The sequence below is a fragment of the Gilliamella sp. X-23 genome, from assembly GCF_057063545.1.
On record NZ_JBXSQG010000026.1, the window covers coordinates 1 to 11,633 of the forward strand.

Below are 11,633 nucleotides of genomic sequence, written 5' to 3' on the forward strand. Positions count from 1 at the left end.
ATCTGGAGAAAAATACCTTGGTTTTGTGACGGGTTTTAGTCCTTCAATGCCTTTTCTTTTATATAACTTTACCCACGACTCCACTGTACCGACAGGCACTTGAAAGTGCCAAGCGGTTAAACCATAATCATCATTACTCTTAAAATAATGTTCAATGACTTGTTTTTTAAAATCGAATGGATATTTTTTGGCCATAATTTTGTTCCCAAAAGTAGATTTAAACAATCCAACTTTTGGGGGGCAGTTCAGAATTCCCTAACAACCCGCGCTTTGGCTGCAGAATGTGGCCTGCGGCTCCCCTCCGCCGTCGCTCGGTCTTGACGCACCGTTTGTGGACGCGCTCCCGCGCCCACAAACTCGCCAAACATCCTTGTTTGGCGTGCTAACCTCGCTCTGTTGTCGGCACATTCTGACGCCCGAATAAGACAAACAACATAACCATCCTTATTTGGAAAATATTATGTTTTTATAATTATATGATTGATTTTATTTGAATTAAACGCCTACACGGCGTTAAGGAAGCGGGCATTGAGAACAGCTAAAACCGTGCATTTCTAAACCACCTACACGGCGTTAAGGTAGAGCTCAAGATTTGATAAATCTTGCTATATAAAGATAAACAACAATTTCATCTTTGAAAACCCTTTTTTTGAACAACCTATTAACATATTGATTTTATTTAATTTTAAATTATCGTTAAAAAAGGGTTTGGAGCGGTTAACTTGCTGTTATTAGGGCGCTATTCGTGGTTTTGTTGATTTGTTGTATGTCGGCGCTTTGCTTAGGTTATGTAAGCGGTTGATTTTCCTTGAAAATACAAAAATAAAAACTTCAATAAAATCAATACCTTTCCTGACCACTTTTTGGATGTAATTGCATTGTTTTTTACAAAAAACAATTCACCAAAAAGCACCTAAGATTATGTTGTCTGTCTTATTCCGGCGTCAGAATGTGCCGACAACAGAGTGAGGTTAGCACGCCAAACAAGGATGTTTGGCGAGTTTGTGGTGCGTCGGGAACGCGTCCACAAACGGTGCGTTAAGACCGAGTGGCGGCGGAGGGTAGCCGCAGGCCACATTCTGCAGCCAAAGCGTGGGATTGCAAAGGGAATTCGCTCTAATTCCCTTTGCTCGGACGTGGTCACTGTGGCTGTTTTGTCCACCCAAGGTCAAAACGTCCGAAACCTTGCCGTACTATAAATAGACCACGAATTTAAACCGCCACAGTGTAATCACTAGGATTGCCAATCACGCTTTCAGCATCGGCGGGGGGGCGTTATTCTTTGTTAGATTGTCCTCTCAAGCACCATAATCGCCCCCGCGGCCCAAGGATTAAGGATTAAGGACTAAGAAATAAAAGCTAAGGTGTGGTGCAAATAGCAGGAAGGTTGTAGTCGCCGCTGTCGGCGTTGCCGCGGTCAACGTTGCCGTAGTACGAGCCGACAACGAAGCCATTGCTACCTGTTACGTCGCTTGTCCAGTGGCTGTAGCTGACGAAGCCCGCATCAGCGTAGTTGAGCATGGAGCCCCACTCCGTGAAAAACCCAGCACCTATGTGACGCATGTAATAATCACCAGATGAATGAGGCAAGGCGCCATCTATGCCATTTATACAGGGGAACCAAGTTTGATCTGTACCCCAACACTTCGCGTTAGTTAAATCCCTAACCCCAGCAAGACGATAACCCAAACGACTACACCAAGTGGATTGGTTAGACTGAGTATCAAATTTATTACTCCGATTGACGAACCACTGCTTTAACACAAATCCATACCTCACTTCATTACCACGACCATCCCTACCCACCAACTCAAAGGTCTGCGGCAAAGATGGCAACGGAGTAAGCGGACTAGGATTATCTGACAATATTTGAGTGTTATCCGCCTTAGGACCGCTTAACTTAACACGTGCGACAACTTTTCCCCTATCAGCACTAGGAATCCAATATTCATTAGCTGCTACACTTGTCACCGTAGCCGTTATTCCACCACGCGTGACCGGAGACCACGTCAACTGACTTTCATCCACTCCAGCAGGCATCTCTAAGTCAAAATACACCCCATCAGCACCCGTTGTCGGAAAGTTTCGGTCGTAAGATGATGAATCATTTGACTGAGTTAAAAAACCCTTTGTAGGACTCCATATGTTAGATGGGCCGGCAAAGCGAGGGTCGTCGATATAATTGATGCCAGTAGTACCACCCAATAACAAATTCGGCCTTGCGTGACTCACAAAGTAACAAACACCAGAACCACTGTCATACGGATTAATATAATAATCCACCGTAGCTCCACTGAAACTAGTCCTATTAGGAACTCCGTACCGGGTCTGTAAATATCCCCCTGTACTACTTAATCTTACCTTATAAGGAGCATTACATATACTTAATGCATCACTACGATTAACTCTATTGCCTTTTTGTCCGTAAACGATACCGATATACTCCCCGATACACCATTTACAGCCGGCTCATCTCCATCATCATCTCCCCAATTACTCTGAACAACCAAATCATTCATACTAATTGAACTCTGTGACGACGGAACGACCATTGCTATATGATCTAAGTTACTCCCCACATACGGCAAACTTATCGGATTTGTCGCACTTGATGTATTTGTCGACGGCGTGATTACCCGACCATCCTGCAACCAAATAGACAACAAACTGTCTACATCTGTTACCTTTGTCCGGCCACCGTCGAACGTTAAATACGGTGCACTACCTTCTATTTCCTTTGATGTATTTGCCGTCAATGCCATAGAACACTGCGCATACGACAATAAGAGTAGTGGCGCAAAGAACAACGTGGATTTTGATAATAACGAGAATTTAGATAACCATTTGGAAATCGGCAATAGCCTTACCGATAAACTCGACGAGTTCAATAAGCTCGATAACTTCGATGATAAAAATAAAGCTCCTGAGGAATCTTGATGACTGTAGTAACTTTGATACCCCAAAAGATACATCAAATAATTACAATACATAACAACCTACCTTTTAAATAAATTTTTTATGGGAATTTCAAGATTGTTACTCAATGATTAGGACTTTTATCTGGATGAAAGATTGTATTCTGCCACAAAATAAAGAACAGCTTTTTTTTGTTTATTTTTGTAAGGTTTTGTTAATAGAATAATGTCTTGGAAACGTTTTTGGCAGTTGTTCGGATTAAAAACAGCAAAACAAAAACATCAATAAAATCAATATCTTTTCTGACTGATTTTTGCTAAAGATGATCTCTCCTTTTTCAACATAGAAAATAGTGTATATTAGGTTTAAGTTGAATATAACCATTTTTGAATCACGAAACAATGAATATAAAAAAAACGCTCGCAATTTGTGGTTACAGCGGTAGCGGTAAAACAACCTTGTTGGAAAAGGTTATTCCGTTACTTGTTGAGCAAGGTTTTAAGGTAGCAACTTTAAAACATGCACATCACGATATTGAATTTGATACTCCAGGAAAAGATAGCTACAAATTACGTAAAGCAGGATCGTTACAAACAATTGCCGCATGTGATAATCGTTATGCTTTTATTTGCGAAACCCCTAACAAACCTGCTGATTTGCAGACTTTAGTTAATCAATTTTCTGATGTTGATGTTATCTTAGTTGAGGGATTTAAAGATGAGCAAATCCCTAAAATTATTTGTCATCGAAGCCATGTTCAAAAACAGTTTTTCATCGATGATTTTACTTTGGCTATTGCTAGTGATGAGCCTTTAGATACGAATGTGCCAAGATTTGATATTAATCAGCCAATTCAGATTGTTGAGTTTATAAAAAGTTATTTATTAAAACGTTAATATATCGTATCTTATTTGCTAATTTTTTACGTTACTTTACCTGAATCAGCATGAAGCCTTTATTCAAAAAATTTTTAAACATAACTAAAAAAGTGATAATTGGATTTGTGCTATTGTCCGTTTTGCTTGTTTTATTAATGCGTTGGGTCGATCCTTTTGGTTCTATGTTGATGGTAGAAAGAAAAATCACTCATTGGAATATTACTCAACAACGCACATGGAAAGATTGGGATCAGATCTCTAATAATATTAAAATAGCAGTTATTGCCGCCGAAGATCAAAACTTTTCTAATCATTGGGGATTTGATTTTAAGGCGATTAATCTGGCTTTACAATATAATCAAAATAATAAAAAAATTCGTGGCGCCAGTACCATTACGCAGCAAGTCGCCAAAAATATTTTTTTATGGCCATCGCGCAGTTGGGTTCGTAAAGGGTTTGAGTCGTGGTTTACGCTTTGGATCGAGCTTACTTGGTCTAAACAGCGCATACTTGAAATTTACTTAAATAGCGTTGAATGGGATGAGGGCGTTTTTGGTGTTGAAGCGGCTTCACGCCACTATTTTAACGTTAGTGCTAGCCAATTAACTCCTACTCAAGCAAGTTTACTGGCTGCTATTTTACCTAATCCAAGAAAATGGAGTCCTGTTAACCCCAATAGTAATATTCAAAGAAAAGCAGAATGGATTCGTACTCAAATGAATAATTTGGGTGGTAAGTATTATTTAGATAAGCTCAAATGATAGCTAGATCAGTGTCGCTATAAATTTAGGTACCACTTTACTTGCTGGCCCGTAAATTTTGGTTTGAAATAGACTTTCACCTAGACTTGGCTCTAAATTAAGTTCAATCGATTTAGCACCAGCTTGATTAGCTATTTGTACAAAACCAGCAGCAGGATAGACATTGCCTGATGTGCCAATGGATATAAAGTAATCTGCTTGCGAAAGTGCATCATAAATTTGTTCCATTTGTAGGGGAATTTCACCAAACCAAACTATATGTGGACGAATTAATTTGTTTTGTTGATAATTCACATCGTTAAAGCAATCAATTATCTGTCCTGTTTTTTCATTACGCACTTTTAATAACTCACCATGCATGTGTATTATATTTTTAGATCCAGCTTGTTCATGTAAGTTATCCACATTTTGTGTCACAATTAAGACGTTATCAGTGCCTAATTTCTGTTCTAACTCAGCTAGCGCAAAGTGGGCAGCATTAGGCTTTACGTTTGGTTTTTGTAATTTACGGCGCAACATATTATAAAAATCATGTACCGCTGTTGGGTTGCGCATATAACCTTCGTAAGTTGCTACATCATTAACATCATAACCTTCCCATAATCCATTTTGGGCTCGAAACGTTGATAAACCCGATTCGGCCGAAATACCAGCCCCGGTTAGAATAACTATTTTAGGTATCGTCATAATGCATTGCACCTTTATAATTTAACTAAGGTTATTGAAAGTAAAATATTAACCAGTTATTGGCTGTATTCGGTAGTAAAAATATGCAAAGCGGGCTTGCTGAGTTTTTGATATTGACTGTAAGCACTTGCCACTTTTAATCGAATATCAGCCTTGGATTCGCCATTTAACCAACTGTTAATCATTGCATGTACACTATAAGCTTCTGGCGCCATACGATGCAAAGTTAAAATGAGCGGCGTAATACCTAGGCGCGATAGTGGTGGTGTAAAATATTGTTGGCTTTTGCAAGCAAATACCGCTGCATAACGTGATTTTTGTTTTTCTTGTTGTTCTTTTGATAATGTATCCCAGCGCCAGCTATCAGGCAGATACTTCTTCCATGACCATTCCATTAATGAATCGTGGCCAATATAGACAACCAGATTAGCACTGCCACCTGCCATGATCGTTTTATCGCTTAATTTAAACGCTTTTACCTTTTTGCCTGCTGAGTAGTCAATAAAATCATCAACAGTATCGTTAATATATTTGCCATTATACGCCTGTGCAATTAGATAGACATCTTTGTCTTGGTGTTTATAAATAATTTCTTCTAATATTATTCCTGATTTGGGTCGATTAATTTGTACAATTTGCCACTCTTTTTGCTTAGCAAAATAGGTTTTAAAACCATAAGCCGCCCCCCAATAAAGGTTGTTTTTGGGATCTTGACCATTACCTATCGCCTTTGGAACAGGTGCAATCTTTTGATATTTGTTATCACAAAGTGCCACCAAAACATGGATCACTTTGGGTTCGGCAAAGCAGGGAAAGGAGAGTATAAAATAAATAGTAGTTGCAAACCATAACTGTGATTTTATTGCCTTCATTAATCTACTCTTTATCTGTATATTCTAATATATCACCCGGTTGGCAATCTAGATGTTTGCAGATTGCCTCGAGCGTTGCAAGTCTAAATCCTTTTACTTTGCCTTGCTTAAGTAATGATAAATTTTGTTCTGTAATACCTATCGCCACCGCTAAGTCTTTGGATTTTATTTTACGTTTTGCTAGCATTACGTCTAAATTTATTATAATTGGCACATGTGGCTCCTTTTAAATAAATTGTTTATTTTCTTCAGCTAGTTGGCAAGCCTTTTTTAGTATTTGACCTATAAGCATAATACTCATGGCAGGAAATAGCGTTATAATATCATCACTAGAAAAAGAAATAGAAAAGTAACGTGCTGACGACTCTTGATTATAAGTTAAGATCATTGTTAATAAAGGTTCAGATAAAAAACTTATAACCACCCAAAAAACAAGCAATTTGCCAAATACGTAACAACGGTTAGCTGATTTTACCGAAAAATACTCTGATTGACTGTAATAAATAAACAATAATCTAAGTTGATAAAACGCATAAGCTAAAATAAGTATTAATGAAGTATCAATTAACGTTGCGATAGTCGCTTGCCATCCAGATAACGATTTAGGATCAACATTATCAATCCCACTTTGGATAAAAGAAAACCCTCCAAATTCAAGCCCAATATTTTGCATATCAAAAAAATAATACAAGAATGGGCATATTGAGCTAATTAACATAATTAGAATAGGAATTAATGTTAATAATGCCATGAAGCGACAATATTGATTCAATCGAGAATGTGTTTTAGTCATATCTGTGTTCATCTTTATATCCTTTCTTTTATAAAACTGTACACAATATAACATAAATAAAGCATAAAACAATAAAAAATTAAAACAAAACGATAATTTTTTATTGTTTTATTAGGTTGGAGTACAAAAAAAAAAACCTTACTTTTTTATCAGTAAGGCCTAAGAAGTTAACAATAACAAATCAACTATGCTTCAATAGCAACTCGTAATTTTTTCATTGCATTTTTTTCGAGTTGGCGAATACGTTCAGCTGAAACACTATATTTATCAGCTAAAACTTGTAATGTAGACTTACTATCATCCGAGTCTAACCAACGCGCTTTGATGATATCTTGGCTACGTTCATCCAATTTTAATAATGCATCATGTAACTTATCTGTTGCATCATTTTCCCAATTGTCATTTTCAATTGATTTTGAAAAATCAGAATTGCTATCTTCTAAGTAAAGTGCTGGCGCAACAATTGAATTATCATCGTCATCACTATCTATATCAAATGACATATCTTGTGCTGACATGCGTGATTCCATTTCAAGTACATCTTTACGGCTGACACCTAACTCATCAGCCACCATATCAACTTCAGCATTATTAAACCAACCTAAACGTTGTTTGGTCTTTCTTAGGTTAAAAAATAATTTTCTTTGTGCCTTAGTCGTGGCCACTTTAACAATACGCCAATTTTTTAATACGTATTCATGAATTTCGGCTTTTATCCAGTGCACAGCAAATGAGACTAGACGCACACCCATTTCTGGATTAAAACGACGCACAGCTTTCATTAAACCAATATTACCTTCTTGAATTAAATCAGCTTGTGGTAAACCATAACCTGAATACCCACGAGCAATGTGCGCAACAAAACGCAAATGAGATAATATCAATTGTCTTGCTGCATCAACATCGTCATGATAATAAAGTTTTTCACCTAATGATTTTTCTTCTTCTGCTGTTAGCATCGGATAGGTATTAACTGCGCGAATGTACGATTCAATATTACCTTGTGGAATTAAAGCACCTACTTGCATTTTTATATCAGTACTCATTTAACTCCCCCTTTAAATTAACTAGTTGTTGCTACATAGATAAAATGCAACAATTAAAAACGTTAAACTAACGTTCACTTATTAATTAGACCTTCAAGTTGTAAATTAGTTCATATTTTTTATTTAAAATTACTAAAAGATCTTGCTAGGCTCAATACTTACCAAAACTAATATACATTTTAATTAGTTACGTCAAAATAGCTAGGTAATTTGTGTCATTTTTAAATATTTTTTAGTCGCAACTAACGATGAAAGCCATCCAATAATGATAGTAATAAGTATAATTAATAAGCTTTCATCCCATAGTAAGCCTTCAATATGAATAATTGTTCCAAAAGCATCAGAAACATTCAATATAATTGATTCTATTTGAAAGATAAATATTTCCGATAATACCAACGAAACAACAGAGCTAACAAAACCAATAAAAATACCGCTATATAAAAAAGGACGTAAAATAAAACCTTCTGTTGCACCAATTAATTGCATAACAACTATAGTTTGTTTTCTAGCAAAAATAGTTAAGCGAATACTATTACCTATTACAAGTGATACAGCAATAATCATAAATATCGAAATAATCCATACAACAGATTTGACCATATTCGTTAACGCAGTTAATCGGGTAAACCAGCTATCATCTAATTTTATATCATCTATGCCATCAAGATTAAGTAATTGAGCTTGTAACTGATGCAATATGGCTGTTTTTTTTGCTTCTTCTTTCGGTACAATTATTGCGACAGCGGGTAATGGATTTTCATCTAATAAATCCAATGCACTACTAAATCCTGACCATGTTTTAAATTCTTCAATTGTCTTTTCTCGAGAAAGATAATTCACTTGTTCAACTTCCGAATAAGACTTAAGTTTAGCGATCAATTCAGTTGTTTGTTCAGGTGTTAATTCTTTATTAATATAAACCGTTAAATTTGGCGTTGGATACCATTGTTGAGCTGTTTGATTAGCATTTTTCCAAAGTAGATAACTAATAGTAGGTAGAGTAATTGAGATAGCAATAACAAAAACGGTCAATAATGAGGCAAAAATATGCTGAGAAAAATCATTAAAAGTATTACGCCAAGCATAGCCAATTTGTCTTTTCCAACGTGAAAAAAAACTATTGCTGTCTTTTTTCTTTAATTTAGTCGGTTTAATATTAGCGTAACTCATTAATTTTTAACCTCTAAAAACCCTTGATTTAAATGCAGTATTCGATGATGCTTGCGACGAATAAGCCCCATATTATGGGTTGCCATCAAGACTGTTACGCCTGCTTGGTTAAATTCTTCAAAAAGTTTTAAAATATCCTTAGACAGTTTATCATCTAAATTACCAGTCGGTTCATCAGCAAGCAGGACAGTTGGACGATTAACAATTGCTCGAGCTATCCCCACTCGCTGCTGTTCACCGCCGGATAACTGTATTGGATAAAATTTCATTTTATTTAGTAATCCAACTTTATCTAAAGAGGCAGACACGCGCCTTTTAATTTCCTCCGCCGGTTTACCTAAAATAATTAATGGAATAGCTACATTATCATAGACGGTATGATCCATCAGTAATTGATGATCTTGAAAAATCATGCCAATTGTGCGACGCAAAAAAGGCATATCTTGTCGCCTTAAACTAGAAACATCAATACCATTTAGTAATACTTTGCCATCATTAGCTTTTTCTAATCCACAAATTAATCGCATCAGCGTACTCTTACCTGCGCCAGAATGTCCTGTTAAAAATGCCATTTCTCCAGACAACAGGGTAAAGCTTATATTTTGTAATGCCGATTTACCACCAGAATAAACTTTACTTACACGCTCAAATTGAATCATGATTTCTCTCTATTCTTATGTTTCATCAAACAAGGCATTGATAAAATCATCTGCAACAAAAGGTCTTAAATCTTCAATTTTTTCACCCACACCAATATAACGGATAGGGATATTAAACTGATCTGCAATACTAAAGATAATACCACCTTTTGCTGTACCATCTAATTTAGTCAATGTCATTCCTGTTACACCGACTGCTTCATTAAATAATTTTGTTTGGCTAATAGCATTTTGGCCAGTACCTGCATCAATCGTTAACATAATTTCATGAGGCGCTGTTTCATCTTGCTTTTTAATCACTCGTACTATTTTTTTTAACTCATCCATTAAATGAGATTTGTTTTGTAATCGACCAGCAGTATCAGCAATCAATACATCGATTTTCTTTGCTTTTGCTGCTTGTATTGCATCAAAAATAACAGATGCCGAATCTGCATTGGTATGCTGTGCAATAACGGGGATATGATTACGTTCCCCCCAAACTTGCAATTGTTCAACAGCAGCAGCACGAAATGTATCGCCAGCAGCCAGCATAACTGATTTACCTTGTTGCTGAAATTGACGGGCTAATTTACCAATTGTCGTGGTTTTACCTACACCGTTAACACCAACCATTAAGATAACAAATGGATTATGGCTATTAGTATCAAGAGGTTTATCAACTCCATCTAAAATAGATTTCATTTCTTGTTTTAACAGCTCATGCAAAGCATCTGCATCTTTTAATTCTTTTCTTGATGCTTGCTTTGTTAAGTTGTCTATAATTTTTTGTGTTGTATCAAAGCCCACATCAGCAATAAGTAACTGTTCTTCTAGCTCTTCAAATAAAGCATCGTCGATCTTTTTTCCTTTAAATAGACTTAAAAAACCAGATCCAATATTCTGCTTAGTCTTAAAAAGACCTTTTTTTAAACGGGAGAAAAACCCTTCTTTTTTTTGTTCAATCATAAATAATTTATCCCACGATCATTTAAAGATCATTGTATCTTATTTTAGAATAAAGCCCAATCCATTCGATCTTTTAAAAAGATTGTAAAAGCAATATTTTGTGATCCATCACCAATAAATAACGCTGATTACAAATAAAGATCTCGAGTTGTGATAAATCGCCATTCACTTAATGGTAATTGGTGAGTAAATAGATTATATTTTCCAATCTGCACACGCACTAGGCGTAAACAGGGAAATCCGACCGCAGCACACATCCTTCTGACTTGTCGATTTTTTCCTTCTGAGATTGTCATACTTATCCATGAAGTAGGTATTGTTTTGCGTTCTCTAATAGGAGGATCTCTTTTCCATAGCTGCAATGGTTCATCAAGAAAGGTTACTGTGGCTGGCTGTGTGTAAAATTCTTTTAATTGCACACCAGTTCTTAGCTTATCTATAGCCTGTTGATTAATAAGACCTTCAACTTGTACCCAATAAGTTTTTGGCAATTTAAACTTTGGTGAACTAATTTTAGATTGTAATTTACCATCACTAGTTAACAATAATAACCCTTCACTATCGGTATCTAACCGCCCAGCAGGGTAGAAATTAGGTAAATTTATAAACTCTTTTAACGTCTGATATTTTTCATGTGGCGAAAATTGAGTCGTCACATTAAACGGTTTATTAAAGGCTATTAAAGTGTTCATTTCTGACATTTTTTACCATTTATATTAATAAAATAAAACAGCAAAAGCAAAAAAGCCCAGCATGACTGCTGGGCTCTCTCTAATTTAAAAGTCTGGCGGCACCCTACTCTCACATGGGTAATACCCACACTACCATCGGCACTACGGCGTTTCACTTCTGAGTTCGGCATGGGGTCAGGTGGGACCACCGCGCTATTACCGCCAGACA

13 protein-coding genes, 1 rRNA gene and 1 pseudogene are annotated in these 11,633 nt (G+C 36.3%); 2 read left to right on the forward strand and 13 right to left on the reverse strand.

What is annotated here, in order from left to right; all coding sequences use genetic code 11:
- The 3 genes from ACYH9I_RS11130 to ACYH9I_RS11140 all read right to left on the reverse strand — a co-directional run.
- On the reverse strand, nucleotides 1-195 hold a 195-nt coding region (locus tag ACYH9I_RS11130), incomplete at its 3' end, for a helix-turn-helix domain-containing protein (protein ID WP_483560773.1).
- 1,164 nt (nucleotides 196-1,359) lie between these two features.
- Nucleotides 1,360-2,283: a hypothetical protein gene (locus ACYH9I_RS11135; RefSeq protein ID WP_483560774.1), complete on the reverse strand. Its 924-nt coding sequence runs from the start codon at nucleotides 2,281-2,283 to the stop codon at nucleotides 1,360-1,362.
- Between the two features lie 101 nt (nucleotides 2,284-2,384).
- On the reverse strand, nucleotides 2,385-2,990 hold the full coding sequence (locus ACYH9I_RS11140; protein ID WP_483560775.1) for a hypothetical protein: 606 nt from the start codon (nucleotides 2,988-2,990) through the stop codon (nucleotides 2,385-2,387).
- 327 nt (nucleotides 2,991-3,317) lie between these two features.
- On the opposite strand from ACYH9I_RS11140, the gene mobB reads away from it, so the two are divergent.
- The gene (mobB, locus tag ACYH9I_RS11145; protein ID WP_483560776.1) at nucleotides 3,318-3,812 is read left to right on the forward strand and encodes a molybdopterin-guanine dinucleotide biosynthesis protein B; all 495 of its coding nucleotides are present in this window, start codon (nucleotides 3,318-3,320) and stop codon (nucleotides 3,810-3,812) included.
- 50 nt (nucleotides 3,813-3,862) lie between these two features.
- Nucleotides 3,863-4,555, forward strand: coding sequence for a monofunctional biosynthetic peptidoglycan transglycosylase (gene mtgA / locus ACYH9I_RS11150; protein ID WP_483560777.1), 693 nt, complete (start codon nucleotides 3,863-3,865; stop codon nucleotides 4,553-4,555).
- Nucleotides 4,556-4,558: 3 nt separating this feature from the next.
- On the opposite strand, the gene cobB is transcribed toward mtgA, so the two are convergent.
- The 10 genes and pseudogenes from cobB to rrf all read right to left on the reverse strand — a co-directional run bounded on the left by cobB (nucleotide 4,559) and on the right by rrf (nucleotide 11,631).
- Complete coding sequence (gene cobB / locus ACYH9I_RS11155; RefSeq protein ID WP_483560778.1) at nucleotides 4,559-5,242, reverse strand: Sir2 family NAD+-dependent deacetylase; 684 nt, start codon at nucleotides 5,240-5,242, stop codon at nucleotides 4,559-4,561.
- 56 nt (nucleotides 5,243-5,298) lie between these two features.
- A complete protein-coding gene (locus ACYH9I_RS11160) occupies nucleotides 5,299-6,114 on the reverse strand; it encodes a hypothetical protein (RefSeq protein WP_483560779.1) in 816 nt (271 codons plus the stop codon).
- A gap of 4 nt (nucleotides 6,115-6,118) precedes the next feature.
- Nucleotides 6,119-6,328: a helix-turn-helix domain-containing protein gene (locus ACYH9I_RS11165; RefSeq protein WP_483560780.1), complete on the reverse strand. Its 210-nt coding sequence runs from the start codon at nucleotides 6,326-6,328 to the stop codon at nucleotides 6,119-6,121.
- A gap of 12 nt (nucleotides 6,329-6,340) precedes the next feature.
- Nucleotides 6,341-6,919: a DUF2975 domain-containing protein gene (locus ACYH9I_RS11170; protein ID WP_483560781.1), complete on the reverse strand. Its 579-nt coding sequence runs from the start codon at nucleotides 6,917-6,919 to the stop codon at nucleotides 6,341-6,343.
- Nucleotides 6,920-7,092: 173 nt separating this feature from the next.
- Nucleotides 7,093-7,953: an RNA polymerase sigma factor RpoH gene (rpoH, locus tag ACYH9I_RS11175; protein WP_091350919.1), complete on the reverse strand. Its 861-nt coding sequence runs from the start codon at nucleotides 7,951-7,953 to the stop codon at nucleotides 7,093-7,095.
- Between the two features lie 201 nt (nucleotides 7,954-8,154).
- Nucleotides 8,155-9,126 carry a permease-like cell division protein FtsX gene (gene ftsX / locus ACYH9I_RS11180; protein ID WP_483560782.1) on the reverse strand — a complete coding sequence of 324 codons (972 nt, stop codon included), beginning with the start codon at nucleotides 9,124-9,126 and terminating at the stop codon, nucleotides 8,155-8,157.
- Complete coding sequence (gene ftsE / locus ACYH9I_RS11185; protein ID WP_483560783.1) at nucleotides 9,126-9,785, reverse strand: cell division ATP-binding protein FtsE; 660 nt, start codon at nucleotides 9,783-9,785, stop codon at nucleotides 9,126-9,128. Before ftsE ends, ftsX begins: the two co-directional genes overlap by 1 nt.
- Nucleotides 9,786-9,800: 15 nt before the next feature.
- A pseudogene (gene ftsY, locus ACYH9I_RS11190) lies at nucleotides 9,801-10,718 on the reverse strand (signal recognition particle-docking protein FtsY); the annotation flags it as partial.
- A 143-nt stretch (nucleotides 10,719-10,861) separates the two neighbouring features.
- Nucleotides 10,862-11,425: a pseudouridine synthase gene (locus tag ACYH9I_RS11195; protein WP_483560784.1), complete on the reverse strand. Its 564-nt coding sequence runs from the start codon at nucleotides 11,423-11,425 to the stop codon at nucleotides 10,862-10,864.
- Nucleotides 11,426-11,515: 90 nt separating this feature from the next.
- Nucleotides 11,516-11,631, reverse strand: a 5S ribosomal RNA gene (gene rrf, locus ACYH9I_RS11200).
- Nucleotides 11,632-11,633 lie beyond the last annotated feature (2 nt).